Annotated in this window: 17 protein-coding genes; 10 read left to right on the forward strand and 7 right to left on the reverse strand. The window is 71.1% G+C overall.

Annotated elements, in window-relative coordinates; all coding sequences use genetic code 11:
• Nucleotides 1-104: 104 nt before the first annotated feature.
• A complete protein-coding gene (locus EGM46_RS09670; protein WP_125099950.1) occupies nt 105-569 on the forward strand; it encodes an Lrp/AsnC family transcriptional regulator in 465 nt (154 codons plus the stop codon).
• Between the two features lie 4 nt (nt 570-573).
• On the opposite strand, the gene EGM46_RS09675 is transcribed toward EGM46_RS09670, so the two are convergent.
• Entirely contained in the window at nt 574-1,626 is a 1,053-nt protein-coding gene (locus tag EGM46_RS09675; protein ID WP_125099951.1) for a glycosyltransferase family 2 protein, read from the reverse strand.
• A gap of 92 nt (nt 1,627-1,718) precedes the next feature.
• Here EGM46_RS09675 and EGM46_RS09680 point away from each other — a divergent pair, with 92 nt between their 5' ends.
• Complete coding sequence (locus EGM46_RS09680; RefSeq protein ID WP_125099952.1) at nt 1,719-2,951, forward strand: CDP-glycerol glycerophosphotransferase family protein; 1,233 nt, start codon at nt 1,719-1,721, stop codon at nt 2,949-2,951.
• A gap of 66 nt (nt 2,952-3,017) precedes the next feature.
• Here EGM46_RS09680 and EGM46_RS09685 read toward each other — a convergent pair whose 3' ends face one another.
• Together EGM46_RS09685 and EGM46_RS09690 are read right to left on the reverse strand one after the other, a co-directional pair.
• Nucleotides 3,018-3,746 carry an ABC transporter ATP-binding protein gene (locus tag EGM46_RS09685; protein ID WP_125099981.1) on the reverse strand — a complete coding sequence of 243 codons (729 nt, stop codon included), beginning with the start codon at nt 3,744-3,746 and terminating at the stop codon, nt 3,018-3,020.
• 46 nt (nt 3,747-3,792) lie between these two features.
• Nucleotides 3,793-4,614 carry an ABC transporter permease gene (locus EGM46_RS09690; RefSeq protein ID WP_125099953.1) on the reverse strand — a complete coding sequence of 274 codons (822 nt, stop codon included), beginning with the start codon at nt 4,612-4,614 and terminating at the stop codon, nt 3,793-3,795.
• 36 nt (nt 4,615-4,650) lie between these two features.
• Between EGM46_RS09690 and EGM46_RS09695 the strand changes: the two genes are divergently transcribed.
• From EGM46_RS09695 to EGM46_RS09705, 3 genes are read left to right on the forward strand one after another with little or no spacing between them, the layout of a single operon-like run.
• On the forward strand, nt 4,651-5,766 hold the full coding sequence (locus EGM46_RS09695) for an ABC transporter ATP-binding protein (RefSeq protein WP_241156277.1): 1,116 nt from the start codon (nt 4,651-4,653) through the stop codon (nt 5,764-5,766).
• Nucleotides 5,736-7,301 (forward strand): hypothetical protein, encoded by a 1,566-nt coding sequence (locus EGM46_RS09700; RefSeq protein ID WP_125099954.1) that lies wholly within the window; start codon nt 5,736-5,738, stop codon nt 7,299-7,301. The genes EGM46_RS09695 and EGM46_RS09700 overlap by 31 nt, the downstream gene beginning before the upstream one ends.
• A gap of 41 nt (nt 7,302-7,342) precedes the next feature.
• On the forward strand, nt 7,343-7,627 hold the full coding sequence (locus EGM46_RS09705; RefSeq protein WP_125099955.1) for a DUF3039 domain-containing protein: 285 nt from the start codon (nt 7,343-7,345) through the stop codon (nt 7,625-7,627).
• 254 nt (nt 7,628-7,881) lie between these two features.
• On the opposite strand, the gene EGM46_RS09710 is transcribed toward EGM46_RS09705, so the two are convergent.
• Genes EGM46_RS09710 through EGM46_RS09725 form a run of 4 tightly spaced genes read right to left on the reverse strand, consistent with a single transcriptional unit; the run spans nt 7,882 to nt 15,232 of the window.
• On the reverse strand, nt 7,882-9,198 hold the full coding sequence (locus tag EGM46_RS09710; RefSeq protein WP_125099956.1) for a nicotinate phosphoribosyltransferase: 1,317 nt from the start codon (nt 9,196-9,198) through the stop codon (nt 7,882-7,884).
• 39 nt (nt 9,199-9,237) lie between these two features.
• Complete coding sequence (locus EGM46_RS09715) at nt 9,238-12,789, reverse strand: error-prone DNA polymerase (protein ID WP_125099957.1); 3,552 nt, start codon at nt 12,787-12,789, stop codon at nt 9,238-9,240.
• Between the two features lie 45 nt (nt 12,790-12,834).
• Nucleotides 12,835-14,502, reverse strand: coding sequence for a DNA polymerase Y family protein (locus EGM46_RS09720; RefSeq protein ID WP_125099958.1), 1,668 nt, complete (start codon nt 14,500-14,502; stop codon nt 12,835-12,837).
• Nucleotides 14,489-15,232: a hypothetical protein gene (locus EGM46_RS09725; RefSeq protein WP_206427549.1), complete on the reverse strand. Its 744-nt coding sequence runs from the start codon at nt 15,230-15,232 to the stop codon at nt 14,489-14,491. Before EGM46_RS09725 ends, EGM46_RS09720 begins: the two co-directional genes overlap by 14 nt.
• Before the next feature lie 111 nt (nt 15,233-15,343).
• On the opposite strand from EGM46_RS09725, the gene EGM46_RS09730 reads away from it, so the two are divergent.
• The 5 genes from EGM46_RS09730 (at nt 15,344) to EGM46_RS09750 (ending at nt 20,017) form a co-directional block, all read left to right on the forward strand.
• On the forward strand, nt 15,344-15,667 hold the full coding sequence (locus EGM46_RS09730; RefSeq protein WP_125099959.1) for a DUF2469 domain-containing protein: 324 nt from the start codon (nt 15,344-15,346) through the stop codon (nt 15,665-15,667).
• Between the two features lie 166 nt (nt 15,668-15,833).
• Nucleotides 15,834-16,241 (forward strand): YraN family protein, encoded by a 408-nt coding sequence (locus EGM46_RS09735; RefSeq protein ID WP_125099960.1) that lies wholly within the window; start codon nt 15,834-15,836, stop codon nt 16,239-16,241.
• Nucleotides 16,238-17,788 carry a YifB family Mg chelatase-like AAA ATPase gene (locus EGM46_RS09740; protein WP_125099961.1) on the forward strand — a complete coding sequence of 517 codons (1,551 nt, stop codon included), beginning with the start codon at nt 16,238-16,240 and terminating at the stop codon, nt 17,786-17,788. The genes EGM46_RS09735 and EGM46_RS09740 overlap by 4 nt, the downstream gene beginning before the upstream one ends.
• Nucleotides 17,785-19,095 carry a DNA-processing protein DprA gene (gene dprA, locus EGM46_RS09745; protein WP_241156278.1) on the forward strand — a complete coding sequence of 437 codons (1,311 nt, stop codon included), beginning with the start codon at nt 17,785-17,787 and terminating at the stop codon, nt 19,093-19,095. The genes EGM46_RS09740 and dprA overlap by 4 nt, the downstream gene beginning before the upstream one ends.
• Nucleotides 19,096-19,099: 4 nt before the next feature.
• Nucleotides 19,100-20,017, forward strand: coding sequence for a tyrosine recombinase XerC (locus tag EGM46_RS09750; RefSeq protein ID WP_125099962.1), 918 nt, complete (start codon nt 19,100-19,102; stop codon nt 20,015-20,017).
• Nucleotides 20,018-20,168: the final 151 nt, after the last annotated feature.

Raw genomic sequence — 20,168 nt, forward strand, 5'->3', positions numbered from 1 at the left:
GAGCACGAGTAGAGCAAGAACTGCTCGTTCCGCGCAAGCGAATGATCTAAGATTGAGCAATCTGATCAATTGCCCGGCGTGTTGTCGAGCGGAAAGCGAGCAAAATGAGCGACCTCGACGCGACGGATCGGCGCATCCTGCGCGAGCTCGATCGGGACGCGCGCATGCCGACCGCGATGATCGCGCAGCGGCTCGAACTCGCGCGCGGCACGGTGCAGGCGCGGCTCGAGAAGCTCGCTGCAGCGGGCGCGCTCCGCGCACACAGCGCCAGGATCTCGCCGGCCGCGCTCGGCCGCCCGGTCGGGGCGAGCCTGCAGGTCGAGTTGGATCAGCACTTCATCGTCGAGGCGATCGCCGCGCTCGCGAACATTCCCGAGGTGCTCGAGTGCTTTGCGCCGGCGGGCAACACCGACCTGCTGCTGCGCGTCGTCGCGAAGAGCCCGGACGACCTCTACCGCGTGAGCGAGGAGATCCGGCTCTGCCCGGGCATCAAGCGCACGTCAACGAGCCTGTTCCTCCGCGAGGTGATCCCGTACCGCGTCACCGGGCTGCTCGCCGAGGGCGTCTAGCGCGCTAGCCGATGCGCGAGCGGTCGACGACGCGGCCGCCGCCGAACAGGATCCCGCGGACGAACCCCGCACCCCAGCTCAGGTGCATGGTGACGAGCGTGCGCGCCGTGAGCCACCGATCGCGCGCCCCGCGCTGCTCGGGGATGCGGAGCGCGGCGAATGCGATCCCGATCAGGTAGCACGCGAGCGGTGCGAGCAGGATCGGCCAGCCCGAAGCCCACGGCAGCGCGCCGAGCGTGAGGAGGAGTAGCGTGACGAGGCTCACCGCGAGACCGAAGACGAGCGCGGCCGGGGCGAAGAAGCGCCACGGATTCGCGCGGCCGTAGCGGCGCACGAGGACGGCCCGCCACGTGCCGGTCGCGAAGAACTGGCGCGCGAGGTCGCCGAAGCTGGCGCGCGGCCAGTACGTCACCGCGAGCGCTGGATCGAACCACACGGTGAACCCGGCGCGGCGGATTCGGAGGTTCAGCTCCCAGTCCTCGCCGCGCAGGATCTCGGGGTCGTAGCCGCCCACCGCGTCGACCGCCTCCCGGCGGAAGATGCCGAGGTACGCGGATTCAGCTGGGCCTGGCGTGCCGTCGCCGTGATAGGCCCCGCCGCCGAGGCCGAATGGGCTGTTGTATGCGCGCGCGATGGCGCGCTGCACGTCGCCGCGGCCCGCCGCGCGCATGATGCCGCCGACGTTCGCCACCCCGGCAGCCGCGTGCTCGCGCAGCGCGGCGATCCCGCGGCTCGTGTAGTCGGGCGTGAGCTCCGAGTGCGCGTCGACGCGCACGATCACCGGGTGGTGGGAGGCCGCGATCGCGTGGTTGAGCCCAGCGGGAATGTCGCGCTCGGGGTTCGCGATGAGCTGCACGCGCGGATCCTCGGCAGCGAGCCGCTCCGCGATCGCCGTGCTCGCGTCGGTCGAAGGGCCGAGCGCAAGCACGATCTCCTTCTCGCCGGTGTACTCCTGCGCGAGGATCGTGCGCACCGCGGACTCGAGGAAATCCTCCTCGTTGAGCACGGGCATGACGAAGCTCACGGCGGGGGAGTCGGGGAGAGGAGGCAGCTGCACCCCCTGATCCTCCCACAGCGGCCGGCTGGCGGGCTGGAAGCCGGGACGCCGGGGAAGCCGGGACGCCGGGGAAGCCGGGCTATCCTGGAACGATGCAGCTGGCGAAGGATATGAAGCGCGCGGTCCGTCTGGGGCAGCGAGTGTTGAAGGGCCGGCGCGCCTACTTCGAGGTGCGCGAGATGATTGCGAAGCGCGGACCGCTCCAGGCGGAGCACTTCCGCATCGCCGTGTACTTCGCCGACAGCGACGTGAACATCTATCAGATGCGCCAGTGGTACGCGCCGCTGCAGGAGCTCTCTCGCGAGTGGCCCGTGCTCGTGCTCGCGCGAAACGCCGCGGGTGCGCGGCAGCTCATGCGCGAGAGCGGACTCGACGTCGCCTTCGTGCAGAAGGTGACGGACCTCGAACGCGTCATCGAGTCGCAGCAGCTCGACGTGGTGCTCTACGTGAACCAGAACACGCGCAACTTCCAGATGATGCGCTACGGCCAGCGCTGGCACGTGTTCATCAATCACGGTGAGAGCGACAAGATGTACATGACGAGCAACCAGCACAAGGCGTACGACTACGCGCTCGTTGCCGGCGATGCGGCACGCGCCAGGCTGTCGGCGGCGCTCTGGGACTACGACGTCGAGACGCGCACGATCCCGATCGGGCGGCCGCAGACGGATCACCTGAGCGGCGAGCCGCCGTTCACCCCCGATGATCGCACCGTCGTGTTCTACGCGCCCACCTGGGAGGGGGATCGCCCTGCTGCGAGCTACGGCTCCGTCGCGTCCCACGGCGAGCGGCTCGTCGCCGAGCTCATCGGCTCGGGGCGGCACCGCGTTGTGTACCGCCCGCACCCGCGCAGCGGCGTCGTCGATCCCGAGTTCGGGGCGGCGAACGAGCGCATCATCGCGATGATCGCCGCGGCGAATCAGGCCGACCCGACCGCCCAGCACGTCTACGATCAGTCGCCAGTGCTGGGCTGGCAGCTCAGTCTCCCCGACCTCGCGATCTGCGACATCTCCGCGATGGTCTACGACCGCCTGGCCACGGGCAAGCCGCTCATGGTCACGCGGCCCGTCGCGCCGGACGCTGCGGTCGACGAGGGCGGCTACCTGAGCGTGTGCGAGTGGCTCGACGCCGGGGAGCTGGACCGCGCCGTCGCAGTGACCGATCGCGTGATCCAGGACGAGGCGGCGATCGAGCGGCTCGGCACGTGGTCCGGACGCTACTTCGGGGACACGGCGCCCGGCGCGCCCACCCGCCGCTTTCACGCCGCGATCGCGGATCTGCTGGCGCGCGCCGAGTCCTGGCGGAGCCGCGGCGGGGCCGCCTAGCTGGGAGCGCTCCGCGCCGGCCGTGCGGGCCGCGCTGGCCGTGCCCGTCTCGGCTGGCCCGCGCTGCTAGCCGGCTGGGTGATCCGCGTTGTAGCGCGCGACGACGTCGGCGATCGGCCCGTCGAGCACGAGCTTGCCGCCGTTCAGGTAGAGCCCGCGGGAGCAGAACCGCAGCAGGTCCCGCTCGTTGTGCGAGACGAGGAACAGCGTCTTCCCGTCGGCGAGGAGCTCCTCGATGCGCCGGTAGCACTTCGCGCGGAATGCCTTGTCGCCCACCGCGAGCACCTCGTCGACGAGCAACACCGGCTCGTCGAGCTGCGAGATCACGGAGAACGCCACGCGCACCTTCATCCCGCTCGACAGGTGCTTGAAGGGGGTGTCGATGACGTCCTCGGCGCCCGCGAACTCGATGATCGAGTCGAAGCGCTCGGCGATCTGCTTCTTGCTGAGCCCGTGGAGGCCGCCCGTGAGCTGCACGTTGTCGCGCACGGTGAGATCGCCGACGAAACCGCCCGTGATCTCGATGAGCGGCGCGACACCGCCGCGCACGCGGACGCCGCCCTCGTCGGGGAACAGCACCCGCGCGACGAGCTTCAGCAGCGTCGACTTCCCCTGCCCGTTGCGCCCAACGACGCCGATCGCCTCGCCGCGGGTGACCGTGAAGGACACGTCGCGCAGCGCCCAGAACTCGCCGCTGCGGCTGCGCCGTGAGCGGCCGGCGAACAGGTCCTTGAAGCTGCGCCGCGAGCCCCGGTTCCTGCGAAAGCGCACGCCGAGGCCCTCGGCCGTGATGATGGTCTCCTCGGCCTGGCCTGCGCCGACCGTGTGGTGCTCGGTCACGTCACAGCTCCTTCAGAACGCCGCCGATGGTGCGGCGGAAGACGAGAATTCCGACGAGCAGCAGCAGCACGCTGATGCCAGCCGAGGCCGCGACGAGCGGCCAGTTCAGCTGATCGGGGAAGAACCCGGCCCGGAACAGCGCGAAGATGCCCGACAGCGGGTTCAGCCAGGCGAGCGGCCGCGCAAACTCGGGGAGATCCGCCGCCCCGTAGATGATGGGCGACGCGTAGAACAGCACGCGCAGGATCAGCTTTGCGGCGCGCTCCAGGTCGCGGAAGAACACCACGAGTGGGGCGATGATCAGGCCGAGCCCGAGCGTGAGCGCCGCGTGCAGCACCACCCCGAGCGGGAAGAACAGGAGCCCCCAGCCCACCTCGGCGCCGGAGAAGACCGCGAACACCACGAGCACGGGGATACTGAGCAGAAACTCGATCCCCTTCGAGCACACGATGCGCCCCACCCAGATCCAGTGCGGGAGCGCGACCGAGCGCACGAGCTTCACATCGCGCAGGAACGCGCGCGTCGAATCGGAGATCGCGCCGTTGAACCACACCCAGGGCAGCAGCGCGGTGAGGAGGAACACGATGTACGGCTCCTCGCCGACGGAGCGCTGGAACACCTGCGTGAACACGAACCAGTAGATCAGGCTCATGAGGAGCGGATCGAGGATCGACCAGAGGTACCCGAGGAGCGAGGTGGAGTACCGCACTTTCAGGTCTCGCCTGGTCAGCAACCAGAGCGACGACCAGGCGTTCGCGCGCGGCGGGCGGAGGGCAGAGTTCACAGAACTATTGTGCCGCTTTTCGGGAATCACGGCGCGCATGCCTCGCGGCGCTCCAGATTTGATAAATTGGTGGACGTGCCGCCCGTAACTCCAGAAAACCCGTCCTCAGCCGAGCCCGCAGAGAACTCGGCGTCGAGCGCTCCGGTTTTTGAGGGAGATGCAGCGGCGACGCCCGCAAGCGCGGCGCGCGTGCGCCCCAGCCGCGCCGCCGGCAGCCCCGTGCCTCCCGCGGCAACGCCCGAGCCGGCGGTTGCCGATCCCGCCCCGGTCGCACCCGTCGCCGATCCCGCGCCGGTTCGCCCGCGCGCCGCGGCTCCCTCCACCGAGGAACGCGCCGCAGAGTCGGCGCCGCGCACCGGCCGGATCCAGGTCCCGGTGCCCTCCGTCGTGCGCGCACGCGAGCGCGGCCGCCTCGCCGAGCAGAACCCGGTCGTGCTGAGCACCGAAATGCTCACGAAAACGTACGGCTCCGTCGTCGCTGCGAACGAGGTCTCGCTGCAGGTGCACGCCGGATCCTTCACGGGCGTCGTCGGCCCCAACGGTGCGGGCAAGACGACGACGCTCTCGATGATCAGCGGCCTGCTGCGCCCCACCTCCGGTCGCGTGACCGTGAGCGGCGTCGACGTCTGGACCGACGGCCCCGCGGCGAAGCGCCTGATCGGCTCACTGCCTGACCGCCTCCGCCTGTTCGACCGGCTCACTGGTGCGCAGCTCCTCTACTACTCCGGGGTGCTCGCCGGCGTGGACGAGGCGGCCGTCGCGAAGCGCTCGGCGGAGCTCGCCGAGGCGTTCGGCCTCGAGTCAGCGCTCGGCCGCCTGGTCTCCGACTACTCGGCTGGCATGCAGAAGAAGATTGCGCTCGCCTGCGCGATGATCCACGCCCCCGAGGTGCTCGTGCTCGACGAGCCGTTCGAGACCATCGACCCGGTGTCGGCCGCGAACGTGACGGAGATTCTCGAGAAGTACGTTGCCGGCGGCGGCAGCGTCGTGATGTCGAGCCACAGCCTCGACCTCATCCAGCGCGTGTGCGACCACGTCTCGATCATCGTGGACGGCAGCGTGATCGCGCAGGGCACGGTCGACGCGGTGCGCGACGGCCTGAGCCTTGAGGAGCGCTTCACGCAGCTCACCGGCATGAGCGACACGCAGAAGGGGCTCGAATGGCTGCACGGCTCTTCCGACTCCGTCTAGCGCTGCTCGGTGGTGCACTCCGCGGTCCGTTCGGTCGAGTCGCTCGCACCGTCGCCGTCTGGGTGCTGCTCGCTGCGCTCGCGGTGCTCGCCGCGGCGGCTCCCGCGTGGTTCATCCCGGCGCAGCCGGACCGCGCGGCGGTCGACATCGCGTTCGGCGCGACCGTGCTCGGCGCGATCCTCGTCGTCCCGTTCTTCGCGAACCGCGGCCACCTGGAGCCCCGCCAGTTCGGCGGTCTCCCGGCAAGCCCGGCGGGGATCGGCGGGGCGCTGCTCGCCACCACGGTGGTGAGCTGGCCGTTTGTCCTGTTCGCGATCTGGCTCGTGGCGCTCGGCGTGCTCCGGCCCGAGTGGCGCGATCCCGCATGGCTCGCGCCGCTCGCGCTCGTGCTCGCCGCACTGCTTGGGATCGTGAGCGCCCGGGTCAGCTCCGCGCTCGCGAAGCTCCTCGTCGGCGACCGCTACGAGGGGCTCGTGCGCACGATCGGCGCGGTGCTGCTCGTCGCGGCGCTGCCCGTTGCCGTGTTCGCGATCGCCTCGACCACGCGTGACGGCGGCTTCGACTCCGCGGGCGATCTCGCGGAGGTGCTCGGTTGGACGCCGTTCGGCGCCCCGTTCGCGGCGCTCGCGCTCGGCAGCGATCCGGCGGCAGCGCTGATCCGCCTGGCCATCGTCGTGGCCGCGATCCTCGTGCTCGGTGTCGTCTGGTTCGCCGTCGTCCGTGCGTCGCTCACGCGGACCGAGCGCCCCATCGATCCCGATGTTGCCCGGAGCGGGCTCGGCTGGTTCGAGCGGTTCCCCGCGCGTCCCGCGCCGGCGATTGCCGCGAGGCTGCTGACCTACTGGGCGCGGGATCCGCGCTATCGCGTCGCGCTCTTCGCGATCCCGATCGCCCCGATCTTCATCCTGCTCGCGCTCTGGGTGGCCGGCGTGCCGCTCGCCGGGCTCGCGCTCGTGCCGCTGCCCGTCGTGCTGCTCCTGCTCGGCTGGTCGCAGCACAACGATGTTGCGATGGACTCCACCGCGATCTGGGAGCACGTCGCGAGCGGCACGCGCGGCGCCGCCGATCGCGCCGGGCGTCTCGCCCCCGTGCTGCTCCTCGGCGTGCCGCTCGCGCTCATCGGCTCGAGCATCACGGTGACCGTGATCGGCGACTGGCGCGTGCTGCCGGCGGTGGTCGGCATGAACCTCGGTGTGCTGTTCGTGTCGGCCGGTGTGTCGAGCATCTTCTCCGTGATGATGCCGTACCCCACCACCCGCCCAGGCGACAGCCCGTTCGTGCAGCCGCAGTGGTCGGGATCCGGTTCCGGGCTCGCGCAGACCCTGTCAATGATCGCCGCGATCCTGCTGTCGGTGCCGGCGGTGTGGTTCTCGGTGACCGCGATCGCGGATGTCGCACTCGGCGAGAACCTGTGGGCGGTGTTCTTCGGTTCGGGCTACGGCCTGCTGATCCTCGTCGCCGGCATTCTGATCGGTGGCCGCATCTTCGATCGCAGCGGCCCCGAGCTGATCGGCGTCACGCAGGTTTACGACTAAACCGGCTGTCGCCGTTCGGTCGGCGGGTTTACAATCGAGGCATGGGTTTCTTTACGCGCAGTGATTCAGATTCTTCCGGGAGCCCCGCCGGCGGCACCGACGTGCTCGACCGCGAGCTCGAGAAGCTGCTTGAAGACGCGCAGATCGAGGACGGCGATCACGAGCGGTTCTCCCACTATGTGCCGAAGGACAAGATCCTGGAGTCCGCGATGACGGGCAAGCCGGTGCGCGCTCTTTGCGGAAAGAAGTGGACCCCCTCGCGGGATCCGGAGAAGTTCCCGGTTTGCCCGGACTGCAAGCGGGTGTACGAGCGCATGCGCAAGTAGAGGCCGGTCGGCCCCGTCGGGGCTCCGCGCCCTCCGGCACCCCTGCACCCTGCCCCCCCCGGCAATTTAGTAAGAGAAAGCGCCGGTATCCGATCGGATACCGGCGCTTTCTCGCACCAATCTGCCGGGCCGGGCGGGCCGGCCCCCGGGCCAGGCCCGGGCCCGGCCCGGCCACCCGGCGCAAACTCAAACTTAGTAAGGGTTGGCCCCGGTATCGGCTCGGAGAGCGGTCGTTACTCGCATCGATTCGCTGGCTAGCGGTACTCGGTGGGGATGGCGGGGTCGCCGCGCGTGAGGCTCATCGCGACGGGAGGCAACTCGGAGACGCGCAGCGTGTGCCGCTCGCGCGCCGCAGCGATTCCCTCGGCCCCCGTGTGGCCGGGCTGCAGCTCGCCGTCCACAACGAACGGCGCGAGCACCTCGCGGCCCTCAACGTCCTCGCCCTCGGTGCTGCCCGCCGGGCCATCGCCCAGGTAGATGAGCTCAGCGCGCGCCACGCCGCGGGGGGTGTGCGCGCGGCGCACGCTCTTGCGCCCACCGACGGAGGCCTTGTCTGCCGACTTCTTCGCGACCGGGATCCACTCGCCGGCGTCGTTCTGATGCGCGACGAGTTTGTAGACCATTCCCATCGTTGGGGTGCCCGAGCCGACCACGACCGAGGTGCCGACCCCGAAGCTGTCAACCGGCGACGCCGCCAGTGCAGCAACCGTGTACTCATCGAGGTCGTTCGTGACGGTGATTCGGGTCTGCGTGGCGCCGAGCTCGTCGAGGAGCTCACGCACGCGGGCGACCACGACGGGGAGGTCGCCCGAGTCGATCCGCACGGCACCGAGTCCGGTGCCCGCGACCTCGACGGCGGTGCGGACGCCCTGCTCGATGTCGTAGGTGTCGACGAGCAGCGTGGTGTCGGTGCCGAGCGTCGCCACCTGCGCCTCGAACGCTGCGCGTTCGCTGTCGTGGAGGAGCGTGAAACTGTGCGCCGCGGTGCCCATCGTCGGGATGCCGTGGCTGCGGCCGGCTTCGAGGTTCGAGGTCGCGCTGAAGCCGGCAATGTATGCGGCACGCGCGGCGGCGACCGCGCTGTACTCGCCGGTGCGCCGCGATCCCATTTCGGCGAGGGGCTTCCCCGCCGCGGCGTGGCGCATGCGCGAAGCTGCGGTGGCGACCGCAGAGTCCGCGTTCAGGATGCTGAGCGCGAGCGTCTCGAGGAGCACGCCCTCCGCGAAGCTCGCCTCGACGGTGAGGAGGGGGGATCCGGGGAAGAACACTTCGCCCTCTGGGTAACCCCAGATGTCGCCGCTGAACCGGTAATTGGCGAGCCACTCGAGCGTGCGGTCGGTGACCACCCGATGCTCGCGCAGGTACTCGAGCTCCTCGTCGCCGAAGCGGAAGTGCTGGATCGCCTCGAGCAGGCGGCCGGTACCCGCGACGACGCCGTAGCGGCGTGCGCCGGAGAGGCGGCGTGCGAAGAGCTCGAACATGCTGCGGCGCTCGGCCGTGCCGGCGTGGAGCGCAGCGTCCACCATGGTGAGCTCGTAGTGGTCTGTGAGCAGTGCCGTTGAAGGGTTCACGTCGCCAGCATAGCCGGAGAATGGCCCTCACCAGGGGGTTCAATGGAAGTCTCGCGAGCGGACGCTGGCGGGCGCCGCGAGTGGTTCGAAGCGCTCGGCGATGACGTTGACCACCCCCTCTGGCGAGCGCTCGAGTATGCCCCGCACGATGAGCGCCGGCGCGGAGCGCGCGACGAGTCTGTTGCGCTGCCACACCTGCGCGAACGTGACGATGTTGACCGTGCCGACCTCGTCCTCGACCGTGAGGAACGTGATCCCCCCAGCGGTGCTGGGGCGCTGCCGATGGGTGACGAGCCCGGCGACGCTCACCTGGGATCCTGGCGGTGTGTGCCGCGTGCGGTCCGAACGGGTGATGCCGCGGGTGTCCAGCTCGTCGCGGAGCAGCGCGAGTGGGTGATCACCCGTGGCGATCCCGGTGCTCCACAGATCGAGTGTGGTCTGCTCTTCGCGGCTCAGCACGGGCAGCAGCGGAGGTTGCACGTGCACGGCGATGCCCGGGAGGAAACGCTCGCGGTTGTCGGCTGCTGGCCCGGCTGACCAGAGCGCCTCGCGGCGACTCACCCCGAGGCTGTCGCAGGCGCCAGCGGCCGCGAGTGCCTCGATGCGTGCGCGGTCGAGATCGGCGCGCCTGGCGAGGTCGGCGAGGTCGAGGAACGGGCCGGCCTCGCGCGCCCGGACGATGCGTTCAGCGGTGGCAACTTCGATTCCGCGGATCTCTGAGAGCCCAAGCCGCACGGCGAACGCGCCGTCTCTGCGGTGCGCCCCGCTGGTGTCCGGGAGGCTCGGATCGAACGGCGGGACCGCCGCCTCGGCCTCGTGCGGCGCGAGCGCGCGCACCGGCTCGTCGGCGGTGCAGCCTGCGTGCGTTGCGTGCGCCGCGCTGCGCCCCGATCCCGATCGGGATCCTGGCCCGGATCCGGATCTCTGCCCTGATCCGGATCCCGTGTCCGTGGTGTCCGCGTCGCGGGCTTCGAGTCCTGAGAGTGCCCCGGAGCGCTGCACGTCGGCCGGGCGCACCTCGACGCCGTGTCGCCGCGCGTCCGCGACGAGCGTGCGCGGCGCGTAGAACCCCATCGGCTGTGACCGCAGCAGGCCGGCGAGGAACGCCCCGGGGTAGTGGAGCTTGAACCAGGAGCTCACGTACACGAGCAGCGCGAAGCTGATGGAGTGGCTCTCTGCGAAGCCGAAGCTCGCGAACGCCTGAATCTGGTCGTAGAGGTGCTGCGCGTCTTCGCCGACGATCCCGTTGCGCGCCATCCCGGCGAACAGGGTGTTGCGCAGCGCGTCGATGCGTTCCTCGCCACGCTTCGACCCCATCGCGCGGCGCAGCAGGTCGGCGTCCTCCGCCGAGCAGTCGCCGACGGCCATCGCCATCTGCATGAGTTGCTCCTGGAACAGCGGGACACCGAGCGTGCGCTTGAGCACCCGCTCGAGCTTGGGATGCGAGTAGGTGACGGGTTCGGCGCCGTTTCGTCGTCGCAGGTAGGGGTGCACGGCCCCGCCCTGGATGGGGCCGGGACGGATCAGTGCGATCTCGATGACCAGATCGTAGAAGCTGCGCGGCCTGAGCCGGGGGAGTGTGTTGAGCTGCGCGCGACTCTCGAGCTGAAACACCCCGATCGCGTCGGCGCGGCACAGCATGTCGTAGACGCCGGGCTCCTCCTTCGGCACGGTCTCGAGGGTCCAGCGCTCGCCGGTCGCGTCGGCGATCAGGTCCATGCTCTTCTGCAGCGCGCTCAGCATGCCGAGGCCGAGCAGGTCAAACTTCACGAGGCCCATGCTCGCGCAGCCCTCTTTGTCCCACTGGAGCACCGTGCGGCGCTCCATACGCGCGTGCTCGATGGGGCAGACTTCGCCGACCGGGCGCTCGGTGAGCACCATGCCGCCGGAGTGGATGCCGAGGTGGCGTGGGGCGGTCAGAAACTGCTGCGCCAACCGCTGCACGGAAAGCGGGATCGGGCTCTCGGGATCCTCGTCGATCTCACGCCACCGCTCCATGGCTTTGGTCCACGCGCGCTGCTGCCCAGGCCCGTAGCCGAGGGCCTTCGCTGCGTCGCGGATTGCTGCCTTCGGGCGATAGCTGATGATGTTTGCCACCTGGGCCGCGTTGCGTCTGCCGTAACTGTCGTAGACGTACTGGATGATCTCCTCGCGCCGCTCAGAGTCGAAGTCAACGTCGATGTCCGGCTCCTCGTCGCGCATGCTGGAGAGGAATCGCTCGAAGGGGAGGTCGTAGCGGATCGAGTCGACGGCGGTGATGCCGAGCACAAAGCACACCGCGGAGTTCGCCGCGGAGCCGCGGCCCTGGCAGAGGATGCCACGGCGGCGTGCCTCCTGCACGATGTCGTGGACGATGAGGAAGTAGCCGGGGAAATCCTTCTCCGCGATCACTTCGAGCTCACGCTCCAGCCTCGTGTGCACCGACGGGGCGATGCCACCGTAGCGGCGCTCTGCGCCCTCCCAGACGAGGCGCCGAAGCCAGCTCATCTGCGTCTCGCCGCTCGGGAGGGGGAGCTGCGGGAGCCGTGGCCGCGCGGCGCGGAGTGAGAACGCGAGCGTCCGCGCGAGCGGCACGGTGCGGGTAACCGCGTCTGGGGTGCTCGCGAAGCGGCGGAGCTGCGCCGCGCCGGAGCGGAGGCGTGCGGCGCCGGATGCCGGGAGGTACGCGTCGAGCTCGTCGAGGCTGCGCCGCGCCCGCACCGCGGCCATCGCCTCGGCGAGCGGCGCCTGGGCCGCGCTCGCGTAGTGCACATTCCCCGTCGCGATGGTGGGCAGCCCGAGCTCCGCCGCGAGGGCGCTGAGGCGCGCGTTGGTGACGTCGTTGCCGGGATGCCCGAGGTTGGTGAGCTCAACAAACACCTGATCGCTGCCGAACAGCTCGATAAGCGTGCGCAGCTCGGCCCGTGCACGCTCCTCGCCGTCCGCGCGCGTACTGCCTGCCGCGAGCGCCTGGCGCACGGCACCTTTCCTGCACCCCGTAAGGATCGCCCACTCACCGCCGGCCTGTGCGGCGAGCTCGTCGAGCGCGTAGACCGGGCGACCTTTCTCGCCGCCGCCGAGCTGGGCCTCGGTGATCGCTCCGGCGAGCCGGTGGTAGCCGCTTGCCCCCTGCGCGAGCACGAGCAGGTGTGTGCCCATCGGATCGGTCGCGCCGAACTGCGGTGCGTCGAGACCGACCGAGAGCTCAGCGCCGTACACGGTGAGGGGCGGCGTGGCTCCGGTGTCGGCTCCGCGCCGCGCGGCAAGCTCGGCGGCGTCGGCGAAGGCGGCAGCGCCGTAGAGCCCATCGTGATCAGTGAGCGCGATGCCGTCGAGGCCGAGCGCCGCGGCCTCAGTGATGAGTTCCTCGGGGGAGGACGCACCGTCGAGGAAACTGAAGTGCGAGTGCGCGTGGAGCTCCGCGTACGGTACGCGCGGAGTGTCTGGCTGTGCGTGCGGGGAAGCGTCACTCGGCGGGGGCGGTGTGGCTGGCGCGCTCGGGCGCGCACCCCGCGCATCAGTGCCGTCCCGACTCCCGGCCGCCGGCCGCGAGCGACCCGACAGCGTGCGCTCGAGTTCCGCCCAGGGGAGCGGCGGATTGTTCCACCCCATGTGCGTGTCCTTCCCTGAAGTGTTTCCTGCCGTGGCGGGAGGCGGTTAGTCGTAGCGGCCCTCGGCGAACCACCCCCCTCCCTCGGTGTAGAGCAGCCAGGCGTCGCCGTTGCTCAGCTGCACCTGGAGTCGCGTGCGCGGCGGCGCCCCTTCCCACCAGTGCTCGCGGAGCGGCCACGGGGGTGACCACGCGTGCACCGGGGCCGGGAGCGGTGCGCGCGCGACGGTCAGCTGCGCGGGATCTGCGGTGAGCAGGTCCTCCGCGTCGACGCGTACGAGTTCGCCTGCGTGGTCGCGGAGCTCGGCGGGCAGCGGGGCCGGGAACACGAGACTGGGCGGCGGGCCAGTGAGCGCGCCGGGCCACGGGCCGGCAGCTGACGCGCGTCCGGCTGGCTCGGTCTGTTTCGTGCCCCACGGAACGCGGTGCTGACGGTCGCGGAGCAGTCGCCCGCCGCCCAGCTGCATGGTGCCAACCGCGGTGTGCCCGAGCCGGCTCTGCGCGCGGCTGAGTTGGTGGTGCACGCGCTCGTCCGGCTCCGTGTTCCAGAGCCCAGGTTCGTGCGCCGCGGCGCGATCGGTGTGCGTCGGGGTGAGGCGGACGTGCGCGATGCCTGCACCGCCGCGCTCGCTGTGTGCGGGAAGGCCAGCAGCCTGCCAGCGGATGCGGCCGAGCACGTCTGTGGCGACGAAGTGACGCGGGTGCGCCCATTCTCGCTCGTGGTGCACCCCGATGTCGTCGGTGAGCTCGACGCGCAGCGCGGTGCAGACGAGCCGTTCAGTCGTGAACCCGGAGACGAACTGCTCGGCGAGCGCTGCGCACGCGAACGCGAGCTGCTCGGCGGTCGCGATCGGTGGCTCGAACGCGATTTCCACCGCGAACTCGCGGGCTGGGGCGCGTGGGCGGAGCTCGGTGCCGTGGCCGGGGCCCGCGGCGGTGGCGCGGCGGTGCACGGCGATCCCGTTCGCGCCGAAGCGCTGCCGCACGGCGTCTTCTGGGAGCGCCGCGAATGCGCCGAGCGTGTGGATCCCGAGGCCGTGGAGTACCTCGGCGAAATCGCGCGGCGCGGCGCGCGAGACCGGCAAGCCGCTGAGAAACGCTGGGGCGTGGCCGGGCGGCACGATCCTGATCCCCTGCCCGGCTGGAGTAAGTCCGGGGGCGGCTTCGCCCGAGCGCGCCGCCTGCTCTGCCGCGAACACGCCGTCTGCGATGCCAACGCGCGCGTCGGGGAAGCCGAGCTCCCCGGCGAGGCGCAGGAGCGCGGCTGCGGCCGGTTCTTCCCCGCCGTAGTAGCGCGCTGGTCCCCGCACACGCATCGCGCTGAGCCCCGGTCGGCGCGGTTCGACACCCGGCACGAGTTGCTCGATCGCGGCGAGCACCGGCGCGAACTCACGTGTGTCGGCCTCGGGGTTGTGCGCGTGGATCTCGAGTGCAGGGCACCGCGCCTGCGCCTCACGCTCGCGGAGCCCTGCGCGTACGCCCTCGGCGCGCGCCGCTGGGGAGCACGCCACCACGCGGTGGTTCGCCACGAGCGCGAGGGCGGGCCACTGCTGTGCGCCGAGTTCCGGGGGAGCGGTGTCGGTCCCAACGCCGCCCGATACCGCGTCATGCCCCTGTGCCGCTGCGCTGCGCGCCCGTGCCGCACGGTCGAGGAGATGCGCGTGGATCGGCCAGTCTGGGATCCACAGCATGATGACCCGCTCAGCCGTTGACATGCTGCCCCTTGGTGTCGTCCGGCACTGAGCGCAGACCAGGAACCGCGCCGAGATCAGGCACCGCGCGCAGATCAGGCACCACACGGGGGCTGGCCGCCCCGGCCTGCTCTGCCTGCGCAGCGGCGACTGCGCCGTCGGTGAACCGGACACGGTGCTGTCGGATCCCGCGCCGATCTTGCGACTGGACGGCGAGCTCGCGTGTCGCCAGGATGCCGGAGCCATGCCCGAGCCCGCTCCAGCGCGAGGCGGTCACGCTGAGCGCGCTCTCGGGACCAGGCCACTCGCCGGTGACCAGGAGCGCCGAGCCGTGCTCGCGCATGCGCGCGGCAATGCGTTCGGCATCCCCGGACCCCGGGCGCGTTGGCGTGTGCACGAGCACCACGGTGAGCGCTTCGCTGAGCGCCCCGGCGAGTCCGATGGCTTCTGCGCCCGGATCGGGGATGACGATGCAGCGATCGAGTGCGATGCCGAGCGCGGCCGCGGCCTCCGCGCCGAACGCCGGCAGCCCGATCACCCCGCACCAGGCACCGGCCGCTGAGGCTGCGGCGAGGAATGCCAGCGCGAGCTGCTGGGAGCCGCGCACCGTGTAGCTCGCCCCGGCCCGGAGTGCCCCGCCTGGGAGGAGTGCGCGGAGTCCTGGCGCGGTCGGAATGGTGCGCTCGTCCAGTCTCAGCGGCTGCATCTCGGCGATGCGCTGCTGGAGCGAGTGGACGGTCGCGGTCGAATTCATGCAGCAATATTCGAACATATGTTCGAATAAGTCAATCCCGATTTTGCCGCGTGTGTTGCGCGAAAAGGAGTGGCGGAGCGAGGTCAGCCGCGACGGCGTAGGATGGGCTGGATGAACGAGGACGAGCTGGACGATTACGAGCGCGAGGCCGAGCTGTCGCTGTTTCGCGAGTACCGCGATATTGCGAGCCAGTTCCGCTATGTTGTCGAAACTGAGCGCCGATTTTATCTGGCGAACGAGGTTGATCTGCAGCGGCAGGACGCCGGCAGCGACTTCTACTTTGAGTTGTCGATGAGCGACGTGTGGGTGTGGGATGTGTATCGCGCAGACCGCTTTGTGAAGTCGGTGCGCGTGCTGACGTTTAAGGATGTCAACGTTGAGGAGCTCTCGGCCCGCGAGTTCTCGCTGCCCCAGGAGCTCGCACTCGACGAGTAGCATCCTCGCGCGGGTGGCGTCCCGGCTGCGCGGTATCGCGCCAGTGCCGCCCGGCACTCGCTCACAGGCGCCCGCTTCCTGCGACTTCGACTGAGTTTTCCACCAGATCGGGATCAGGCCGCCCGCCGAGCACCGCACCGCCGAGGATAGCGGCAGGAGGTGCTCCATGACACCCGCACTGCACACCCACTCAGGGGCCGCCGCGCGAGCCGAGCGCGCGGCGCGAAACCAGGCACTCGGCGCGTACGGGGAAGCGCTCGCCGCAGCGTACCTCGTTGAGCGCGGCTGCACGATTCTCGACCGCAACTGGCGCAGTCGCAGCGGAGAGCTCGACCTCGTCGTGCGCGCCGGCGAGACGCTCGTCGCAGTGGAGGTGAAAACGCGGCGCGGCACGGGGTACGGCACCCCGCTCTCAGCGGTGACGCCCAGGAAGACGGCTCGGCTGCGGCTCCTGCTCGGCGAGTGGCTTCGCCTGCACAGCGAGCCGGCGGACACGCTGCGCATCGACGCGATCGGGATCGTGCTGCGCACGCACGCGGCGCCGCAGATTGAGCATCTGCGAGGCATCGGATGAGCGCCAGCGTGTGCCGGGCCTCCTCCATTGCGCTCACCGGCGTGCGTGGCACCGCCATCACGGTCGAGGCCGCAGTGTCGCAGCAGCTCCCCGGCATGGCGATCATCGGGCTGCCCGACACGGCGCTCGCCGAGTCAAAGCTGCGGGTGCGCGCCGCGACCGCGCAGGCCGGCCTCCCGCTCGCCGACCGCTTCGTGACCGTCAACCTTCGTCCCGCTGCGCTTCCGAAACACGGCTCAGGCTTCGACCTGGCCATCGCGCTCGCGGTGCTCGCCGTGTCCGGGCACCTGAACGGCGACCGACTCCCCGAGACCGCGCACCTCGGTGAACTGGGGCTGGGCGGCGATGTGCGGCGGCCAGCCGGACTGCTCTCGCTTACCGTCGCAGCGCAGGTGCTCGGGTTCGCGCGGGTGATGGTTCCCGAGGACGGGGCGAGCGAGGCGGCGCTCGTTCCCGAAATCGAGGTGATCGCGGTTCGCGACCTGCGCGATGCCGTCGGATGGTATCGGGGCACGCCGGGGTGCGGTCGCCTGGTCACCGCCGCTGGCGTCGGCCAGACGCTTCAGCGCGCAGAGGCGCACGCCGACCTGAGCGAGATCCTTGGGCAGGAGGAAGCGGTCGCCGCCCTCACGGTTGCGGCAGCTGGCCGCCACCACGTCTCGCTGCTCGGCCCGCCAGGGGCCGGCAAGACGCTGCTCGCCTCGCGGCTCCCCACGATCTTGCCGGAGCTCACCGACGACGAAGCACTGGAGGTGAGCAGTATCGCCTCGCTCGGGAGCGGCGTCGCGCTCACTCGGCTGATCCGCACGCCGCCGTTTGAGAGTCCGCACCACACCGCGTCGGCCGCTGCGGTGATCGGGGGCGGATCCGGGGCAGCGGTGCGCCCCGGCGCGCTCACCCGTGCCCACCGCGGAGTCCTCTTCCTCGACGAGGCGCCCGAGTTCTCGCGGCAGGTCCTCGAAGCGCTGCGGCAGCCACTCGAATCCGGGCGGGTCGAGATTCACCGCGCGCAGCTCCGCGCGGTACTGCCGGCCAGCGTGCAGCTCGTGCTCGCCGCGAACCCCTGCCCGTGCGGCAACGCGAACTCGCCAGATCCCGCACTGCAGTGTCGCTGCACGCCGAGCACGCGTGTGCGCTACCAGCAGCGCATCTCGGGACCGCTTGCCGACCGGCTCGACCTGCAGCTTGAGCTGCGTCGTGTCTCGCTCGCGCACCGGGCCGCGTCACCGATCGCAGCGCCGACGAGCGAGGTGTTGCGCGCCAGCGTCGTTGAGGCGCGTGCCTGCGCACGCGAGCGTCTCGCGAGGACCGGATGGCGTGTCAACGCCGAGGTGTCTGGCGACTGGCTGCGGAGCTCCACGCTGCGCCTTCCGCCCGCCGACACCGCGGTGCTCGATCGCGCGCTCAGCCGCGGGGCGCTGACGCTACGAGGGTACGACCGCGTCCTCCGCGTCGCGTGGAGCGTCGCTGACCTCGCGGGCCGGAGTCGCCCGCGCCGCGCCGAGATCGCCGAGGCGCTCGCGCTCCGCACCGGGGGTGCACAGTGACGGGCCGGGGGCGAGGGGAGCTGCGCGGACCCGACGCCGCAACGCTCGCGCAGCTCAGACGGCTGTGGGCCGCGCCCGATCGTCAGGCAGGGGACGCGGCGCTCTCCGACGCGGAGTGCGCCGAGTTGTTCGCGCGGATCGTGTGGTCACGACTCACAGAACCCGGCGACGCGACCGCCGGCGAGTTCATTGCGCGACTGGGCGCGTCAGCAGCGCTCGCCCTCCTGGTGAACGACGCACCCGCGCGCAGCTGTCTCGCGGCGCTGCGCGACGCCGAGCACGACGCGGGTGACTCGCTCACGCAGCCGGTCGTGGCCGCGGCGTTGCGTCGATGGCGTCCCCGGCTCGCCGGCACGGAGACCGCGGCCGATATCGAGCGTGCGCTCGCGCTGGGCATGCGCGTCGTGACCCCTGCGCACCCCGCCTGGCCAGGGCAGCTCAGCGACCTGGGGCCGCACGCGCCCCACATGCTCTGGCTTCGGGGCTCCATCGGCTGCCTGAGCGCTCCCTCGCTCGCGGTCGTTGGTGCACGCGCCTGCACGAACTACGGAGCCGACGTCACCGCTGAGCTCACCGCGGCAGCCGTGGCGGGTGGCCGCACCATCGTCTCCGGGGCGGCGTACGGGGTTGACGCGGTGGCGCACCGCACCACGCTCGCCGCAGCGCGGCCGACGGTGGCGGTGCTCGCCGGTGGCGCCGACCGCGTCTACCCGGCCGCGCACGACACTCTGCTCGCACAGGTGCGTGCGCAGGGTGCGGTGTGCTCGGAGCTGGTTCCCGGCACCGCGCCAACCCGGTGGCGCTTTCTGCAGCGCAACCGCCTCATCGCCGCGCTCGCCGACGCAACACTCGTGACCGAAGCCGGGTCCCGCTCCGGGTCACTCAACACGGCCGGGCACGCAGCAACGCTCGGGCGGCCGCTCGGCGCCGTGCCCGGCCCCATCACGAGCGCGGCGTCGGCCGGCTGTCATCGCCTGATCCGTGAGTACGGCGCTGCGCTCGTCGCCGGCGAGCGAGACCTCGCGGAGCTCATCGCCGTTCCCGGCGACGTGTGGCTGGCGAGCCCCGGCTCGCAGCGGGACGACGCGGGCGCCGAGCAGGAACGGCAGCCCGACCTCCATCGGCGCGTTCTCGATGCGCTGCCCCTGCGTGGCAGTCGCACCGTTGACGAGCTCGCGAGGCTCGCGGGTGTCGAAGCGCGCGAGGCGCACGGCGCGCTCGCGGAGCTCGAACTCCTGGGCAGCGTGCAGCGCAGGCAGCCACGGGGGGAGGAACCACAGCGGTGGACGCTGCACCTGCGAGAATAGGAGCATGGAACTCACGACCGCCACCGCAGCGTTTCTTGCGGCGGTGCGGGCGGAGTACGGGTACTCCGAGCACACGGTTCGCGCGTACCGCCGTGACCTGAGTGACTTCACCGACTTTGCGACCAGCGTGGGCGCGACGCAGCTCGCCGAGTGCGACCTTGAACTCATGCGCGCCTGGCTCTGGGATCGGCAGCAGCGCGGCCTCGCGCAGAGCACGCTCGCGCGCAACGTCGCCACCCTGAAATCGTTCGGCGGGTGGCTCGAGACCGCGCGCCACGTCCCCGGCAACCCGGCGTCCCGCCTGCGCACGCCGAAGGCGCCGCGCGCACTCCCGCGTGTGCTCGGGGACGAGCAGATTGCGCGCATCCTCGCGCGCGTTGGGCGGCGGGCCGCGGGCGGCGATCCGAACGCGCAGCGCGATCACGCGGTCCTCGAGCTGCTCTACGCGACCGCGCTGCGGGTCTCCGAGCTGTGCGGGCTCACCCCTGCGGGCCTCGACCAGCGGGAGCGCACCGTCCGTGTGCTCGGCAAAGGGGGGAAGGAACGCGTCGTGCCCTATGGTGGCCCCGCGGACCGCGCCCTCACCGTGTACCTGCGAACCGCCCGCCCGGCGCTCGCTGCGCACAACGTCGCCGCGCAGCCGGATCCGCACCTCTTCCTTGGGGCGGCCGGCACGGGGCTCACGCCGAGCGCGGTCTACCGGCTCGTCGCGAAGGAGCTCGAGCAGGAGCCAGGCGGCGGCCCGAGCGGCCCGCACACGCTCCGGCACACGGCCGCCACCCACCTCCTGAACGGCGGCGCCGACCTCCGCGTTGTCCAGGAGATGCTCGGGCACTCGAGCCTGGCAAGCACCCAGGTGTACACCCACGTTTCGACGGAGCGCCTCGCGGAGCGCTACCGCCAGGCGCACCCGCGGGCATAGCCGCCGCCGGCCGGGCCCGTCACCCCCTCCCGCAGAGTTGCAGCGAGTCTGATCCACGTACCGCTCGTGATTCCGGATCAAACTCGCTGCAATCCGGGGCTCCGCCAGCTCGCTCGATCCGCCAGCTCACTCGCTCCGCCAGCTCGCTTGC

Source organism: Leucobacter chromiireducens, assembly GCF_003917135.1.
GTDB lineage: Bacteria > Actinomycetota > Actinomycetes > Actinomycetales > Microbacteriaceae > Leucobacter > Leucobacter chromiireducens_A.

Coding starts and splice junctions, on each gene's coding strand:
- EGM46_RS09670 (WP_125099950.1), top strand. CDS start 105: ATGAGCGACCTCGACGCGACGGATCGGCGCATCCTGCGCGAGCTCGAT.
- EGM46_RS09680 (WP_125099952.1), top strand. CDS start 1,719: ATGCAGCTGGCGAAGGATATGAAGCGCGCGGTCCGTCTGGGGCAGCGA.
- EGM46_RS09690 (WP_125099953.1), bottom strand. CDS start 4,614: ATGCGCGCCGTGATTCCCGAAAAGCGGCACAATAGTTCTGTGAACTCT.
- EGM46_RS09700 (WP_125099954.1), top strand. CDS start 5,736: ATGGCTGCACGGCTCTTCCGACTCCGTCTAGCGCTGCTCGGTGGTGCA.
- EGM46_RS09705 (WP_125099955.1), top strand. CDS start 7,343: ATGGGTTTCTTTACGCGCAGTGATTCAGATTCTTCCGGGAGCCCCGCC.
- EGM46_RS09715 (WP_125099957.1), bottom strand. CDS start 12,789: ATGGGGTGGAACAATCCGCCGCTCCCCTGGGCGGAACTCGAGCGCACG.
- EGM46_RS09720 (WP_125099958.1), bottom strand. CDS start 14,502: ATGTCAACGGCTGAGCGGGTCATCATGCTGTGGATCCCAGACTGGCCG.
- EGM46_RS09725 (WP_206427549.1), bottom strand. CDS start 15,232: ATGAATTCGACCGCGACCGTCCACTCGCTCCAGCAGCGCATCGCCGAG.
- EGM46_RS09730 (WP_125099959.1), top strand. CDS start 15,344: ATGAACGAGGACGAGCTGGACGATTACGAGCGCGAGGCCGAGCTGTCG.
- EGM46_RS09735 (WP_125099960.1), top strand. CDS start 15,834: ATGACACCCGCACTGCACACCCACTCAGGGGCCGCCGCGCGAGCCGAG.
- EGM46_RS09740 (WP_125099961.1), top strand. CDS start 16,238: ATGAGCGCCAGCGTGTGCCGGGCCTCCTCCATTGCGCTCACCGGCGTG.
- EGM46_RS09750 (WP_125099962.1), top strand. CDS start 19,100: ATGGAACTCACGACCGCCACCGCAGCGTTTCTTGCGGCGGTGCGGGCG.